The organism is Paenibacillus pectinilyticus (assembly GCF_001700435.1).
GTDB classification, from domain to species: Bacteria; Bacillota; Bacilli; order Paenibacillales; family NBRC-103111; genus Paenibacillus_E; species Paenibacillus_E pectinilyticus.
Window position 1 is genome coordinate 201193 of record NZ_LYPC01000014.1, and the last position, 16412, is coordinate 217604.

General features: G+C 41.9%; 16 protein-coding genes and 2 pseudogenes. 11 read left to right on the forward strand and 7 right to left on the reverse strand.

What is annotated here, in order from left to right; translation table 11 throughout:
- Window positions 1-224: 224 nt before the first annotated feature.
- The 3 genes from A8709_RS08525 to A8709_RS08535 all read right to left on the reverse strand — a co-directional run bounded on the left by A8709_RS08525 (window position 225) and on the right by A8709_RS08535 (window position 3079).
- Window positions 225-785, reverse strand: coding sequence for a general stress protein (locus A8709_RS08525; RefSeq protein ID WP_065851944.1), 561 nt, complete (start codon window positions 783-785; stop codon window positions 225-227).
- 209 nt (window positions 786-994) lie between these two features.
- Entirely contained in the window at window positions 995-1936 is a 942-nt protein-coding gene (locus A8709_RS08530; protein ID WP_065851945.1) for an alpha/beta hydrolase, read from the reverse strand.
- A 255-nt stretch (window positions 1937-2191) separates the two neighbouring features.
- Window positions 2192-3079, reverse strand: a complete 888-nt coding sequence (locus tag A8709_RS08535) for a LysR family transcriptional regulator (RefSeq protein ID WP_065851946.1) — start codon at window positions 3077-3079, stop codon at window positions 2192-2194.
- A gap of 327 nt (window positions 3080-3406) precedes the next feature.
- Here A8709_RS08535 and A8709_RS08540 point away from each other — a divergent pair.
- The 5 genes and pseudogenes from A8709_RS08540 to A8709_RS08560 form a co-directional block, all read left to right on the forward strand.
- A pseudogene (locus A8709_RS08540) lies at window positions 3407-3631 on the forward strand (chemotaxis protein CheB); the annotation flags it as partial.
- A gap of 62 nt (window positions 3632-3693) precedes the next feature.
- Window positions 3694-4809 carry an ATP-binding protein gene (locus tag A8709_RS08545; RefSeq protein WP_084224758.1) on the forward strand — a complete coding sequence of 372 codons (1116 nt, stop codon included), beginning with the start codon at window positions 3694-3696 and terminating at the stop codon, window positions 4807-4809.
- A gap of 160 nt (window positions 4810-4969) precedes the next feature.
- On the forward strand, window positions 4970-5671 hold the full coding sequence (gene sigK, locus A8709_RS08550) for an RNA polymerase sporulation sigma factor SigK (protein ID WP_065851948.1): 702 nt from the start codon (window positions 4970-4972) through the stop codon (window positions 5669-5671).
- A 70-nt stretch (window positions 5672-5741) separates the two neighbouring features.
- Window positions 5742-6413 (forward strand): ABC transporter ATP-binding protein, encoded by a 672-nt coding sequence (locus A8709_RS08555; protein WP_065851949.1) that lies wholly within the window; start codon window positions 5742-5744, stop codon window positions 6411-6413.
- A gap of 508 nt (window positions 6414-6921) precedes the next feature.
- Entirely contained in the window at window positions 6922-7491 is a 570-nt protein-coding gene (locus tag A8709_RS08560; RefSeq protein ID WP_065851950.1) for a DinB family protein, read from the forward strand.
- A 137-nt stretch (window positions 7492-7628) separates the two neighbouring features.
- Here the strand turns inward: A8709_RS08560 and A8709_RS08565 are convergent, their stop codons facing one another.
- The gene (locus tag A8709_RS08565) at window positions 7629-8525 is read right to left on the reverse strand and encodes a LysR family transcriptional regulator (RefSeq protein ID WP_065851951.1); all 897 of its coding nucleotides are present in this window, start codon (window positions 8523-8525) and stop codon (window positions 7629-7631) included.
- 110 nt (window positions 8526-8635) lie between these two features.
- Here A8709_RS08565 and A8709_RS08570 point away from each other — a divergent pair, with 110 nt between their 5' ends.
- A complete protein-coding gene (locus A8709_RS08570) occupies window positions 8636-9427 on the forward strand; it encodes an SDR family NAD(P)-dependent oxidoreductase (protein WP_084224759.1) in 792 nt (263 codons plus the stop codon).
- A 291-nt stretch (window positions 9428-9718) separates the two neighbouring features.
- Here A8709_RS08570 and A8709_RS08575 read toward each other — a convergent pair whose 3' ends face one another.
- Entirely contained in the window at window positions 9719-10570 is an 852-nt protein-coding gene (locus A8709_RS08575) for a patatin-like phospholipase family protein (RefSeq protein ID WP_065851952.1), read from the reverse strand.
- 109 nt (window positions 10571-10679) lie between these two features.
- Between A8709_RS08575 and A8709_RS08580 the strand changes: the two genes are divergently transcribed.
- Entirely contained in the window at window positions 10680-11042 is a 363-nt protein-coding gene (locus A8709_RS08580; RefSeq protein ID WP_065851953.1) for a MerR family transcriptional regulator, read from the forward strand.
- Window positions 11043-11468: 426 nt separating this feature from the next.
- Here the strand turns inward: A8709_RS08580 and A8709_RS08585 are convergent, their stop codons facing one another.
- Window positions 11469-11891 carry an S-Ena type endospore appendage gene (locus tag A8709_RS08585; RefSeq protein WP_065851954.1) on the reverse strand — a complete coding sequence of 141 codons (423 nt, stop codon included), beginning with the start codon at window positions 11889-11891 and terminating at the stop codon, window positions 11469-11471.
- 211 nt (window positions 11892-12102) lie between these two features.
- Here A8709_RS08585 and A8709_RS35635 point away from each other — a divergent pair.
- From A8709_RS35635 to A8709_RS08595, 3 genes and pseudogenes are all read left to right on the forward strand, one after another.
- A pseudogene (locus A8709_RS35635) lies at window positions 12103-12393 on the forward strand (SMI1/KNR4 family protein); the annotation flags it as partial.
- 63 nt (window positions 12394-12456) lie between these two features.
- Window positions 12457-12774 (forward strand): hypothetical protein, encoded by a 318-nt coding sequence (locus tag A8709_RS08590; protein ID WP_065851955.1) that lies wholly within the window; start codon window positions 12457-12459, stop codon window positions 12772-12774.
- Window positions 12775-12863: 89 nt separating this feature from the next.
- Entirely contained in the window at window positions 12864-14150 is a 1287-nt protein-coding gene (locus A8709_RS08595) for an IS110 family RNA-guided transposase (RefSeq protein ID WP_065851956.1), read from the forward strand.
- A gap of 679 nt (window positions 14151-14829) precedes the next feature.
- Here A8709_RS08595 and A8709_RS35420 read toward each other — a convergent pair.
- Entirely contained in the window at window positions 14830-14955 is a 126-nt protein-coding gene (locus A8709_RS35420) for a hypothetical protein (protein ID WP_279615851.1), read from the reverse strand.
- Between the two features lie 147 nt (window positions 14956-15102).
- Between A8709_RS35420 and A8709_RS08600 the strand changes: the two genes are divergently transcribed.
- On the forward strand, window positions 15103-16398 hold the full coding sequence (locus A8709_RS08600; RefSeq protein ID WP_167357034.1) for a response regulator: 1296 nt from the start codon (window positions 15103-15105) through the stop codon (window positions 16396-16398).
- The last annotated feature ends 14 nt before the right edge of the window (window positions 16399-16412 follow it).

Genomic DNA, 16412 nt, shown 5'->3' on the forward strand with positions numbered 1-16412 from the left:
CGAGACCTCTTAGGGTCTTATTAGGTTGCAGATGCTTAATTCGAAGGCAGATGCTTATTTGGCATGTGGTCTGACAACTCCCCCGCCAGGCACCACAGGCAGCATGCCCAGATCAAAAAGCCGCCGACCTATCCAATTAGGATAAGCAGGCAGCTTTCAGATCTTTGATGCTTTGCGGATTTCTTGCTGTTGAAAGTGAGCATGATCATGTCACACCAATGGTTTTAAAAGTTATTACGATAGCGGTCGTTGGCGCCGTATGTACTGTTTATGTACCCGTAGTCCGGGCTGTACGTATCGGCATTAAGCGACTTGTGGTCGCGGAAAATTCGATACGCCAGATTGGCGCGGTCGACGCCGCTGTCTACGAGAACGAGCACTTTGCCGTTTTGAACATATTCGTCATAATACATGGCTTCCTTCTCGGGAATACCGAGTCCGACCAAGCCGCCGACCAGTCCACCTGCACTTGCCCCAACCGCTGCGCCTGTTAAGATCGCCACGATTGGGCCAGCCGCAATGATGGGACCCAGTCCGGGAATCGCCAAAGCGCCGATGCTCACGAGCAGCCCCGTCACCCCACCCAGTACGCCGCCTGTCGCTGCGCCTGTTGCAAGACCTTCTTCTGCTTTGGTCGCGGTTGCCACTTCAATGTGATCGAGATCTTCGCGGTTGCGGCCGATTACCGAGAGTTCCTCCGAGTGAAATCCCTCTGCCTTCAATTGGTTGATGACGCGAATCGCTTCTTCTTCCGTGTTGAATATGCCGATAATATGTTTGCTCATGGTAATCCCTCCTGGCAAGTTGAGTGCTAGCAAGCCGCCTCGGGCGACTGTGTCATAGGGTTAATTACCCCAAATAGCCTGATTTAAACCAATTTTAATGGAGTCGTTAAAATAGGAATGATTACTTCAGTGTGAATTTGCTCTCAGGCAAAAGTTTTGCACTAGTTGAAAGGTGGAACTTTGCGTATAGCCTGTTCTGGTGTCACCATTCATTCGCGCAGCCATGCGTTCGCCAGCAAAAGCGCCCCGCGGCACGCCGCGGTATCCGCCAAAGCATGAAGCATCACGAAATCATGGATGATGCCCTGGAAACGCACGGCAGTCACGTGTACGCCGGCTTCTCGCAGCTTATTCGCGTAGGCTTCACCCTCATCGCGCAGCACGTCCGCCTCGCCCGTGATGATCAGCGCGGGCGGCAGCCCGCTCAGCTGCTCGATCGTGGCGCGCAACGGCGATGCCGTGACCTCTTCGCACTGGCGCGGATCGGCCGTATACTGCTCCCAAAACCACTGCATCGCGTCGCGTCGTAGGAAATAGCCTTCAGCAAACTGCTGATACGATTCCGTCTCAAATGAGGCATCCGTGACGGGGTAAAACAGCAGTTGCTTGTGAATGGCGGGACCGCTGCGTGCTTTCGCGGCCAGTGTGATCGCGGCAGCCATATTTCCACCGACGCTGTCGCCCGCGACGGTCAGACGGTTGGCGTCGAGGCCATGAGGGCGCCCACTGGAGGAGATCCACTCCAGCACCGCGTAAATCTCCTCCAGCGCGAACGGGTACTTCACCTCAGGCGAGCGCGTGTAATTCACGAACAAGACTGCCGACTGCGAGCCGACGGCTAGTTCACGTATGAGCCGGTCGTGCGTGTGCGAGTTGCCGAACACCCAGCCAGCGCCATGAATGTAGAGGATGACAGGCAGCTGCTCCGGCGCGTTCTTTGGCTTCAGGATACGAATCGATACCTCGTCCTTCGGACCTCCTTGAATAGTCAAATCCTGGATATCTACGGGCTCTTTGTGCACAGGCTCGGACTGCACCTTATCGACAGTCTCACGGCCCTTCTCAGGACCCAGCTCGTGCAGAAACGGCGGGGCACTGTTTTGTTCAGCGACTTGTTTTGCAGCTTGTTCCAACTCGATTTTGTTGCGCATACGGATTACGCCTCCTTTGGAAATGACTACTATTGTGGTCCTCAGGCTACTAGTGCCCATGAAGCAGGTATACCCAATCATTACACGTCGTGTTGGGAGTTGAATCATAATATTCTTTGGCGCCTGCCATTAAAAATAATTTGTGCAAAAAAGAAGAGCAGGCTATCTTATCGATAGCCTGCTCTTTTACTTCATTTATGGAAGACGGAGGAACAAGGAGCATTGTCTAGTCAGCCTAAAGAAAAGCAAGATGGCTTACGCACGAGATTTATCGAAGTAGTCGAGCACAAACTCGTGAAATTTCTGGGCTGCAAATGACAAATAGTGATTCCTAGACCAGGCTAAGCCTAACGTCATGTTTTCATCAAGATCCGTTATTCTGAGTTTGTTTTGTTTTAAGTTCATTCTAGACCGCCAAGCCAAATCGGGGGCAAATGTAATGCCGTGCCCTTTTTTTAACAACAATAGAATGGCATCCACTTCATCGACTTCTATATTCGTATGAGGTGTGAATCCTGCAATTTTCATACACAACTTATCCGTCATATTCCGGAACCAAAAGTCCGATCGTAATCCAATAAATGATTCATGTTGTAACTCCTTTAATGAGACACTCTCACGTGCGGATAAAGGATGTTGATCTGGAACGAGCAAATGTAACTCTTCTGTTCGTAACGCTTTCCACTCGATATCAGGACCCTCTATTTGCGCATATGTGATACACATATCGATATCCCCGTTTTCTAGCATCTGCTTCATAACTGATGTTGGTTCAACGACTTGGCGAAGATGTACACTCGGATAATGTTCCAAAAAATCCCCGAGAATTTCAGGTAATAAGTTGGTTAGTGAGACCGCAAGTTTGATGATTCCGTGATGTAATCCCGCCATATCTTGGATCTCCCGTTGCGCTTCTTCAAGCTCTTGGAAGATATGTTCTACCCGCTTAAGGAGCACTTTGCCATATGCGTTCAAACGAATATTGCGGCCTAGCCGGTCAAAGAGGGGAACGCCAATATCCTCTTCCAGTCTAGCAATAGTTTTGCTAAGTGAAGGTTGAGTGATGTTAAGCTCATTCGCAGCTTTCGTAATTTGTTCTAGTTTAGCTGTCGTTTGAAAGTATTGCAATTGAAGTAGCTCCAACGTGTTTCCCCTCCAATAGATAGACTGAAATCTATATATGATAACTTTTAGTGTATTTTACATTATTAACCTTCACAATTATAATTAAACTCAAAATTATTACTAATGTAGTGAAAAAGCCCTATAGAATTTAGCTAGGTAACCTTTTTTCTGGGTTTTTATTATCGATTCTTTGCTATTTGCAAATTATAGAGGCGTCTAAGGAGCACAGGAATGACAGAGCAGGAAATGAATGACCCTCTAATGGGAATGAGACTGTGATCTTAGACTGTGAGAAGTTCAACGGGTACTCGTTAGAAGCGATCAACCAAATCTTTCGAATCTGTAGCCAAAGAAGCAGGCGGGCAGGCGATCGGGATTATTTTGACAGGAATGGGGTATGACGGAGCGAAGGGTTTGCTCGCCATGAGGCGAAGAGGTGCAAGGACCATCGGTCAGGATGAAAAATCTTCGATTGTATACGGTATGCCTAGGGTCGCTTTCGAGACCGGAGGGGTTGAGAAGCAAGCGTCTCTTGGTGAGATTCATCAAGTGCTATTCTCTATGCTATAAGTAGGAAAAGGGAGATATTCCCTCATAATTTCTAAAATTAAGTACTAAGAAGGAAATTAACTATGAGAATCAATCCTAGGCATCGAAATCAGCATAGAAGAAGGAGTCTCAATTGTACACCGAAACCATCTTTGCTTCACAGGAGTGAACACCGTTATCGACGCATGGTTGAGATTTCTCCCGAACCCATAATCGTACATAGCGAGGAAATTCTTATTTTCTTAAATAGAGCAGCTATTAAACTGATTGGTGCGGATTCTCAAGAGGAAATGATCGGAAGATCCATTTTTGACTTTATTCATCATGATTACCATGCCATAGTAAAACGTCGTCTTCTCGCAGTAGGAGATAAAGATAAAGATAACTACCTAGAATTTGTTCCGATTGAATTAATTCGTATCGATGGAGAAAACATTGCAACTGAAATTTCTAGTGTAGAGGCGTTTAATTTCTTGGGGCGGGCAGTTATACAAAGTGTAATAAGGGATACCTCTGCAAGGAAAAGAAACGAAGAATTATTAGAAAGAACCGAAAAACTTTCGACGATTGGACAATTAGCTGCAGGCGTTGCCCATGAAATACGTAATCCATTAACTGCTCTTAAAGGATTTACACAATTACTAAAAAGTAAGTATAGTGACCCCTATTTTACAATCATGTTGGAGGAACTGAATCGCATAAACTTAATTGTCAACGAGTTCATGTTGTTATCAAAACCCTCGATTTCAGATATGAAGCCCAATCATATAAAAATACTAATAGATAACGTAATCATTCTTTTACAAGCACAAGCAATTAGTAATAGTGTACTTATCGTTAATGAATTTACAGAAAATATGCCGCCAATTAGCTGTGACCCAAATCAACTAAAACAGGTGTTTATTAATATTATTAGAAATGCCATCGAAGCAATGCCTAATGGAGGGAATTTAACTATTCATAGTGAAGAAACTCCTGAAAAACTATTCATCCGTTTCATCGATCAGGGGAATGGTATTCCCAAAGAACAGTTGGCTAAACTTGGTCAACCTTTCTTTACTACGAAGGAGAAGGGGACAGGCTTGGGATTAATGGTGTGTTACAACATTATAGAAGCGCACAAAGGTACCATGTTTATAGAAAGTGAGCAAGGGCGGGGTACAACCGTTAACACGATTTTTCCCATCCAAATTTCATGAATGCAAGTTGGGTAGAGGAAGAACAAGTTCAAAATGACCTCTTCAAGTAAGTTATTACGTACAGGCACTTCTAGGCTCCCACCTACATAGACTAATACTAAGCTCAAAGCGGAGACTTCCGAACAGCTAAGATCCGCTAACACTGAAGGGGGTGGCTGGAATGCCTGGATTGTTTAGCGCAATAGCCGTATTAATTAAGCAGCTAACCTTGCTTGTATCCTATGTCAAAAATAATGCGTTTCCTCAACCACTTACCGAGGCAGAAGAAGAATTACATCTGAGACTTATGGCAGAAGGTAATGATCACTCTAGGAATAAGTTGATTGAGCACAATTTGAGATTGGTCGCGCATATAGTAAAAAAATTCGATAACACTGGAGAAGATTTGGAAGATTTGATCTCCATCGGAACGATTGGCCTGATCAAAGCTATCGAATCTTTCTCGCCGAATAAGGGCACGAAGTTGGCGACTTTTGCAGCACGTTGCATTGAGAACGAGATCTTGATGCATCTGCGCTCCTTGAAGAAAACGCGGAAAGATGTATCCTTGCATGACCCTATTGGAACGGACAAAGAGGGGAACGAGATTACGCTCATCGATATCCTCGGCAGTGAGGCGGACGATGTGGTGGATGCGGTACAGTTAAAGATCGAGAAGTCGAAGATATATAAAAATTTAGAGATTTTGGACGACCGCGAGAAGGAAGTTGTTGTCGGTCGGTTTGGTTTGGAGCTTGGCGGCGAGGAACGGACGCAGCGGGAGATCGCGAAGGAGCTGGGGATTTCGCGTAGCTATGTGTCGCGTATTGAGAAGCGGGCGCTCATGAAGCTCTATCATGAATTTTATAAGGCGAAGCGGTAAAAGAGTGGAATTCATTTGAATGGCATCGCATTCTTCATTCATTTGGCATCAAATAATGGAGGCGAAGACAATGACAGCCTTAATTCAAATTGAGCACCTGAGCAAATTTTATCACATGGGCGGCGAGACCATTCGAGCGCTGGATGACATTTCGATGGACATCGCGCTAGGCGAATTTGTCGCTATTATGGGCCCTTCGGGCTCAGGAAAGTCCACGCTGATGAACATCATCGGATGTTTGGACGTTTCAGATGAAGGTCTGTATGTGCTCGATGGGAAGCAGATTCACTCGCTGAAGGATTCACAATTGGCTGAAATTCGGAACACGAAGATTGGATTTGTTTTTCAGAATTTTAACCTGTTGCCGAGATTGAATGCTTATGAAAATGTGGAATTGCCATTGATTTATCGCGGGCTTACGAGGAAACAGCGGGAGCCGCTGGTTTTGGAAGCGCTAGAAGGTGTTGATCTGTTGGATCGTCGAAAGCATTTTCCGTCGGAGCTTTCTGGTGGGCAGCAGCAACGTGTGGCGATAGCTAGGACGCTGGCGGGAGATCCGCCAATCATCTTGGCGGATGAGCCTACGGGAGCATTAGATTCGAAAACAGGCGTCGAGATCATGGATATATTTAGACGGCTGAACGAGCAGGGGCGGACGATTATATTGATCACGCATGATCGGCAGGTTGCGGAGCAGGCGAAGCGTGTTGTGCGGTTTCGGGATGGACGGTTGGTTCATTAAATATATTAAAGGTTAGTTGCCCTACGGGAAATCGTAGGGTTTTATGAATTTACATTAGTAGTTAATTAGAAATATGAAGTTGATGTTCACTAACGGATTGAGAGAGAACCATATTAGTAACGGAAGGTGTTGATTTTGCTTCATATGTTGCTGTCATCATCTTCATCATGATCAAGGAAAATAAAGATCGTTAGTGGAAAATAAAGTGTGTTAGTGGAAAATAGAGTTAGTTAGTCGAATTTACAATAGTAAACATCAAGGAATATGACGTCATCACCACCAGGCACATGGGATAAAACAAGGTGTTAAAAATTACCAAACAGACCAACAAACAGGACAGGTGCTCTTTAGAAGAGCACCTGTCCTGTTTGTTTATGAATTGTAATGGGCATTAAGGGCAGTTTACTTCCAGTATGTGTTAGTATGGTGATGTGCACTGGCTTTGCAGCGCGATAGGAATTTTTAATATTAGCTAAGAACTTGATCCTATTCTAAGGTGGGGAAACTTATGACAGTTCAGAAGGCCATACAGTTTGTTGAACATGAACTTTCGAAAGTCTTGATTGACTACTATACATGGTTCGAATCAGAACCCGAACTGCTTAATTTTAAACCTGAAGTAGGTTGGAGCATTGAAGAAATATTAGAACATGTGACACTGACTAGTCACTTCTTGTTAATATTGATTAGTAAAGGTACGAAAAAGGCCAAGGATTTAGCAAGTAAGGTAAACCTGGATCAGGCTGTTTCTACCTATGAGTACAATTTAGAGGAGCTCGACCAAATTGATAAACATAGATCATTTGACTGGATACGGCCTGAACATATGGAACCGGCGGGAGATAAAAAAATATCCGAAATTAAAAGAATCATGGAAGAACAAATAAATGAGTGCAAAGAAATACTTAGAGAAATACCAAACGGGGAAGGCATTCTATATAAAACGATGATGACTGTAAACAATCTCGGAAAGATTGATGTTTACCAATATATTTATTTCTTGTGTCAGCATGCCAAGCGTCATATTACTCAAATGAAGATCGTAAGAGAACAGTATAGTAGAAACAAGATTGACTAGACTTACATCATTCGCTAGCCAAGATCGTTACTTCAGTAAGGACAGAGGCAGTCTAAGACTTTATTTTTCAGGTCTTGGTCCGCCGCTGTTTCATTTTTTTGGTCAGTCTAATATCGTATTCTCTCTTAACCTACCGGTTAACTATGTTGAGATTGCATCTCCTTAATGATTTCTAGAAACTGATTGACATCCTCGGAAGGATGTAAGGGATATAGCAAACCATAAGGTATTGTGAAGTCCAAATCGCTTGGAATTGTCACTAAGGATGGATGAATATCTGCCCATACATCCAATGTTAGTAAGACAACACCACTTTCCTCACATCGATTGAATACATCAATATCATAAAGGCGCGGAATATCTTTAATTCGGATTTTAGGGTGGTTCCTTATCAAAAAATCACGAATTTCATCAATTACATCACTTCCTCCACCGTTTACTACAGCCAATTGCTCTCCATACAAATCTTTGACAGACATTGTTTTTTTAGAAGCCAGCCGATGGTTGCGAGATAAAGCAAAGCAAAAGCGATAACTTCCCAACTCAAAAACTCGGAAATATTCCTTCCAGTTCTCTGTAATGGTTGGCCCTACAATGAAATCAAAGTGTTTGCCAATAGTACGATAAGTGGTTGGGAGTGTATGTGAATCATCCTCAAAATGCACGATATTGATTTTGAACTGCGGAAATTGGTCGCTGACTTCATTCCACATATCCAACAAAACCTTGCAGGGATTAAGCATAGAGGTTCCCACGCGAATTACAAGCTGATTTGACTGTGCGGATTGACGCATACGTAACAGAGCTTCTTGGAAATACTGCACCATAAATACCGCATCCTTGCTAAAGGATTTTCCAGCTTTGGTGAGTTCAATTCCATGGTTAGTACGGATCAAAAGAGGCATAGCTACATGTTTTTCCAATAGATTCATTTGCTTCATCACAGCGGTTGGAGAAACAAATAATTTCTCAGCTGCCTTTGAGAAGCTACCGGACTGTACGACCTGAATAAAAGTGTTCAATTGTTCGTTCATTCAAAGAACCTCCTGTTGCATAAACCAATGGTTGATACCATGCTAACTTATTTGAACTTCCGTATCAAGTTCTCCAACTGTAACATTAGAGATGAAAAGAGCAGAGCAATTTGAATCTTGCTTATTTTTTAGGACTGCTGGACCGCTTCTTCACAGAACCGGTTTGGCTAATCTCCTCCAAGAAAGGAACAGTTATTATGGAAATTCGTGACAAGGTCGTTCTTATTACTGGAGCATCCGCTGGTATCGGCTTAGCCACAGTACGATGCTTTGCCACTGTAGGTGCTAAATTAGCACTGGTAGCTCGATCTGCCGATGCACTAAATCATCTCGCCAAGGAATTGCATAGCCAGGGTATTGACGCTGTCGCTATGCCGGCTGACGTGAGTGATCCTAAGCAAGTAGAAGGAGTCATTGAGGAAACGGTTCGCCGCTTTGGCTGCCTAGATGTGCTCATCAATAACGTAGGACAAGCTGTAGTTGGCAAGGTCGCTGACCTAAATCCTGATGACTTCCGCAAGATCCTCGACCTTAATGTGTTAGGGCCGTTAGCAGCTATGCAATCTGCGATCCCTGTCATGAGAGGGCAAGGGGGAGGGCTGATCATCAATATAAGTTCGGTGGTTTCCAAGATGCATATTGCTGGCTTGGGCGCCTATGCTGCAACCAAAGCTGCTTTGAACATGATTTCAGATACAGCTCGAGATGAATTAGCCTCAGATCAAATCCGTGTAGTTACCGTCTATCCGCGCTCAACGGCAACGGATTTTGGTAAAAACGCTCTAGGAGCTCGCGAGCAACAGCGACAAGGATCTTCTTCTCCAACAGACACTCCTGAAATGGTCGCAGAGAAAATCTTGGCTGCAGCTTTACATGAGCCAGACGAGCAATATATGGATTAATGAGCTTATACTTTCATAAGGGATGCGCGGAACATTTTATTTGAAGCTCATAGTGCTCAAAGATATTAGTAACGATCATTACGCTATCGGGTAACGTTAGTTAAATAACAACAAAATGAGGCTGCCGCAGAATGCGTATTGGGATGCCTTTTATATTATTTATGGCCCTATAAGTGATCGCGGTTTGCAATGTGGATTCCGAACTGAGTAAGCAGCTGTCGAGAATCAACTGTGACTGCTGCTTTTTCCCAACTAAATCTATATCAAGAATCTATTTCGTTTTTGGAAAAATCATTCCCAGATTTCACGGATACTCGAAGCTTCTTGTATAGCTTGCTCGTATCCGGCTTTTACCGATGATGGTGCATAGCTTGGATCATAACGATTTTTCCCCATGGCTACAATGCTGTTTCCGTCCGGTATAATTAGAGAGGCCTTTGCACTTTTTTGCAATTCCGCTACATCATTCTTAACACCTGGAACAAACCCGTGTCTCTTAGGCATGGGTGATAACACAATGACTTTATTAAAACCGCTTGCTAAATGAGCGTTCGTGCTTGATACCATCCCACCGTCAATCCAGTCTTGTCCGCCAAAGCTTATAAACGGCCATATTCCTGGAACAGCACCACTTGCAGATACGGCCTCCAACAGAGAAATTCCCGAATCCTTATTCAATATATGAAGGTCACCTGTCGCCGCATTGATTGCAGTCACATTTAAATTGGACGGCCATTCGGTTGTCACAAGCCTTGATTTTACAACGGATTGACGTATTTCTTGTGTAACTTTAGAGGGGTGTTTTTTAGCAATATCTCCAAACATTTTTCCTATCTTTTTAGGATTGCTCCCACCCAAGAGAACCGCCCTAATCCATAGAAACTTAGTTAAAATGTCAGTTGAAACATTGACTTCAGCGGTATTTGGCACTAACTGAGATTCATAAAGTTTAGTTAGATCATATTGACATGCCAGTGCAGCGCCAACAAATGAACCAGCAGATGTTCCAATAATCGCGTCAGCATCTGCTAAATTGATCCCTGCATGGAGCAAGCCTGTTAACATCCCGATCTCCCAGGCTATTCCGGTAACTCCTCCCCCGCCCAATACAACTGCCCGTGTTTCGTGCTTCTCATTGTACATTGTAGCTACCACCAATCTTCTTATTTTAGTATTGACTCCTATGCTATTTGCTAGCATCATAAACTATGAAGTAATGTTTAAGGTCAAGACAAAATTTTGAGGTGCCCTCATGAAAATTAGTGAAGTTTCCAAGGTAACTGGATTAGCCGTGTCAACAATCAGGTTTTACGAGAAACAAGGTCTGCTTTCTGAAAAATATATAGACAGAGATGATAACAATTATAGAAATTATTCATCCGATGTTATCGAGCATCTGTTAATGATCAAAACAGTTCATTCTGTAGGCTTCTCCTTAAAGGAGATCAACGAGATTCAACCCAGTAATGGTGATGATATTTCGATCGATAAGAAAATTGAGCTGTTATATAGTAAGCTAGCCGAAATCGAAAAACAAAAAGAAGATTTAAATCATACAGAAATGATATTAAGAAAAATGCTAACCAACAAAATAAACTTAAAAAATCAGCCATGAAGAAATTCCTGATGTCACGATTTACCCCTTATGATTATAATGGAGGTCCCATAGAGAGGACGCCTCTGCTAGGCAAACATACCAAAAAGCTCTGATTCCTAAGAAATCAGAGCTTTTATTTCACGCCTATTGATTAACCCAAATAAGGAATATAAGAATTAAAACAAGGTCGCTCTTTCGATAAAATCAATTCCACCACAGAAGTTGATTTGAAAGTCGACTTCACCTTGCTTACAATAATCAATGCCCATACTGTCGCATCTCATTATTTAATTTGAATCACAATATTAAGCACTTCACATGTGTGGAATTCGTAATATTGCGATAAGTTATCTAAGGACACAAATATGCCTACATTCTCTTCTCTAAATTATATCAAAGATTTCATGGGAAGAACTCATATCAAATTAAAGAAAAACAACTGGCTCAGGAGCGAATCATTAATTCGAATTTACCTTTGCAGAATTTATCCTCTTCGTCGACTCTGGTGCATATTATTTCAAGTTTATAAATAGAGCCTACAACAAAAGCAGCTTCCTGATATCCATCTATTGTCTGCTCGATTATTTTCTTTTTTGAGCCCAGCTTTATGAAAGCTTTCATTTGGAAATTTGAGTCGTTTTCGATTTTTAAGACACTTGTAGATGGGCGATGAATACCTAAAGATCGAAAGTAAACACGGGCTTTCCCATCACATTTTTGAAATATACGACCGCATATTTTTTCACATATATCAAATCCTCTTTTCTTTTTGCACTTTCTTTTTTTGAATCCAACGGCAGCCCCATTTAAGCTAAAAGGCAGGATTGTGAAGTTACTCTGTGGAATAGGGGAGGATTTATAGAGCATCCCGAATAATGAATTATCCCTTGAGGAAGTAGGTTTGTATGTGAAGAGTGATCATTTAATAAAGCTCCTGCAGGAGAAGGAATTACATACTGACCGTCCATTTGATGGGTGTATCGAAGCAGAGATAAAGCTACTGGAGCAAGAAATGGGAATCAAGTTACCCGAGTCTTATCGCTAATACTTACTTGCTGTCGGCCATTATTCAGGAAGATTATTTCAAGGTACAGATACTAATTTCTCTCAACTAAAGGAACTTCAGGATGAGGCAAAAGAATTACTTCGAGAAAATAATAACCCGGTAGTATTGCCCGATAGCACTTTTGTATTCTCAATGCATCAGGGTTATGAAATTAGATTTTTCAAATTAAATGAAGGTGATAATCCTCCTGTCATGGAATGGTACGAGGGGAGTACGAAGGGGATAATAAAGCTCTATGATACATTTGAAGAGTTTCTTTTAGATTCAATATATCAGCATACAACCCTAAGATGGCTGGATTAATCTAAAGGGAAATATTCAACTAACAAGTGAATTGGTATATTGGTTATATCGGGGGTGGTATTGATGAAGGACAAGCAATATGTAAAGTTTTTTGGAATTATTATGCTTCTTACGCTATTGATAACTACAGGGTGTGGAAACGATAAAGTACTGGTTTTCGATAAGGAAAAATGGATTGAAGCAAAGGCTAATGAATCTTGGAGTCTTCGCCAAAAAATGGCACAATATCTTATAGGCGAGCAAACACTTATTGGAAAAGATAAGATGGAAATAATCGAGTTACTTGGAAAACCTGAAGAATATTCGAATGTATCAAAGGACGAAATGTACTATACAATTTCTCTTCAGCTTTATTCAACTAAACATTCCTGTATAGCCTAAGAAATGGGCTTTGTCAAAAAAGGAGCGCCTCGGTATGATGGGTTTGTCGACGGGTAGATACCCAACACCATCAAGGAGGCGCTCTTATTATGAAGTTTAAGCAATCAGACGGACAAAATCAACGTATTGAACGAATTACCACTTCACATCTTGTTGTGGGTATAGATATGGCAAAGGAAACTCAAGTAGCTCAAGCTACAAATTTTAGAGGTATTGTCCTTACAAACCAGCACCTTTCCTTCAAAAACACACTCCTAGGATTTGAAAAGTTACTTCGTTGGATGGAAGGCTTGCAACAAAAACATCGATTAAAGAGCATCATAATTGGCATGGAGCCGACGGGACACTACTGGTACAGTTTGGCTAACTGGCTTGTGGAAAAAGGCCTAAACGTTGTTCTAGTCAATCCTGCAATGACGAAACGAAACAAAGAAAACCGAGATAATTGCCCTTCCAAGAGTGATCCGAAGGATGCCCTTGTTATTGCAGATGTTGTTAGCCGTGGCTATTACTATGAATACATCCGACAAGCAACTCATTTTCAGAGGTTACGGACCCTAATGAATGATCGGGAATTTTGGGTCACAAATAGTGTTCGGATGCAAAATCGGATCGTTCGCTGGTTGGATATACGCTTCCCTGAGTATACTTCGGTGTTTAAAGATTGGACATGTCCACGATCCCTAGCAACACTCAAAGAGTTCCCATCCCCGCTGGATTTAAAAGGTCAATCTACTTCAGAAGTTATTACAGGTTGGAGAAAATATATGAAGCGAGCTGGAGGCTCCACGGGTATTCAGAAAGCAGCTGAACTACTCTCTAAAGCAGTTCAGAGCGTGGGGGAAACTGTAGCGCTGAATGAGGCCAAACAGGATCTACATCGCTTATTAGAAGAATACGAGCGCATCGAAAGCATTTTGAACCAAATAGAACAAGAAATCGCAGCTTTGCTTGGTGAGATCCCAATTTCTAAACAGTTTCGCTCCGTTAAAGGTCTAGGCACAATCTATATCGCAGCAATTCTGGCAGGTGCGGGTGATCTGAAGCAGTATGCTCACGGGCGTCAGTTGCTACGGAAAGCTGGTTTGAACCTGGCAGAGAGCATGTCTGGAAAGCACAAGGGCCAAATCGTACTCTCCAAACGAGGAGATTCCACACTTCGAAAATATTTGTATCTGGCTACCTTAACATTAGTGGGAACAAACCCTGTATTTAAGCAATTACATGAGAATAATGTGCAAGTTAAACATATAAGTAAACAGAAGTCCATATTTAAATTGCTTGGAAAACTGGCACGAATCTTAGTCGGCATGGTGCATTCCGAGGAGTCATTTACTCCTGAAAAAACGGTCGTTCAGTATACTCAGGCTGCCTAACATCTTCGAACTAACGTAAATTGATTCATTCGCAGGACTTCAAACAAAGAAAGCACGGAGGACCGAGTTCGTTATCCATAAGGGCACAGACCCATCCGCTAAACGCTATCGGTCTCCACACCTTGGAAAGGTGTAACGAAGGAATGTTAGGGTGTCGACCCGTAGAGCCTTGGGATGGTCAATCTCCAGGGGATTGTGGAGAATACGTGCAGTAGAGTATGATGTGGGGAAATATTCCATCTGTTCCTCTGTTCCCGTATGCCTAAAAAGAGTAACTAACGGTCGTGATAACTTAATATCCTTACGGCCGCTATATTCCAAAGTGATGAAATCCTGCGAATGAATGAGTATTCGTTAGATAAAACCTTAATACTGAGGGACGGATAACTATAGCTCAATTGACATCAAGAGAAGGCGGCCGTCAACAATAGAACGGCAGCCTTCTCAGCTAACAGCAATTTTGTAATACATGTAAGCAGGATACTAGAAGAAAATGGTACTAATTAATTATCCCCAATTACTGTATAGTTCTGATGTAAGAAAGAATTAAAACAGGAATAAATTTACTGGGGAGCAAAGTTATTGAATAATAAGGAGCGCAGACTCTGCCGAGATTTGAGGCGATAGTCATGTCATACGTGAACTGTCACTATAAATGTAAGCGGATACAAATTACTCTTTAATAGTAAACAGCTGCTGGGTCTGGTTGGTCAGGAACAATTTGATTAATTAGTTCTTCTTTATAATAATACATACAATCACTCGTTTCTTTTGATATTCTTCTAAATTGTTTTTGTTTTGTCATCTAATGTTTTTTCCTATATGTAAATCTTTTATACGAATGATATAGAATCCAAAAGGTTCACCGAGTATCAGGTTTCTATTGCTGTCTTGAACATCGACATAGTATACTTTTTTGGAAGATAGGAAGGGAGTGTTTACCATTTATAATTTGCTTATTGTCGACGATGAGAAAGAAATTCGGGAAGGTTTATCAACAGTAGAGTGGAATGAGTTAGGTATTCGCGCAATTGGAAGCGCTTCACATGGGTTAGAGGCGCTGCAATTCATATCCGAAAATTCTATCGACATTGTACTGACAGATATTCGCATGCCATTTATGGATGGCATTGAACTGATGAATTTGTTAGTGGAGAGGTATCCTTTTATTAAAATTGTTATTTTATCAGGCTATAGCGATTTCAGTTACGCCCAAAAAGCAGTAGCAATGGGGGCAGTTGATTATTTGTTAAAGCCGACACAATTAGAGTCCTTGTTCCAAACGTTTGAACGTCTAGTTAGCAAAATGGATGCCGTCAAACAAGAGGAACTTAGAAAAGCAGTATTGCTCAGGAAAGAAATGATATTAACAAAATTTTTGAGAGAAGAATTTATTGTACAGCTCCTTAACAATCAAATATCTTTGGATGAAATGGAACAACGGGCGTCGGAAGGAGAAGTGATCTTAGATAGTTCTGATTATGTAGTAGCTGTCATTCGACTAGATCGTATCTCTTTACAAAAAGAAAAATATAGTGAAAAAAATATGAAGTTAATTACGTTCTCGCTTGATAACATTTTGAATGATGTGTGGGATAAGAAGGAGCACGGCTATCATGTAGTAAATCCAGAAAACGCGGAGTGTTATTTACTCGCTAAGAAAGAAATCCCTGAGTCTGAATGGGTTCAAGTTAAACGAGAAATTCGCAAAGTTACAGGATTATTGCGCTCGACGATTTCAATTGCAGTCGGCACTGGAGCACAGGAAGTTGTCAATATTCATTGTTCATACGATTCGGCATCACGTCTCCTAGTTCAAACGCTGGAAGAGGATACGATTGTTCATCATAAGGGAAATGTGGATACGGAAGAATCAGCTTCTCGTAGTCATATCAATATTCCTAATTATGTTTTTGTAGATAAGAAAGAAGATTCCGTGATTATTCAAAAATGTAAACAATACATTAATAACAACTTCCAACGCAGTATTACATTAAAAGAAGTTGCTGCTCATGTGTTTGTTACCCCTAGTCATCTAAGTATGCTTTTTCGAGTATCGGGGGAATCGTATATCCAATATTTAACCAAACAACGCATGAATAAAGCAGTTGAACTTTTGAAAGATGCTAAATACAAAGTCTACGAAATTGTTGAAATGACCGGCTACTCGGACCAGACGTATTTTACAGAAATATTTAAGAAATATACAGGGAAAACGCCATTAGAGTATCGGAGCAAACCAGATTAAGAAGAACGCTAAGG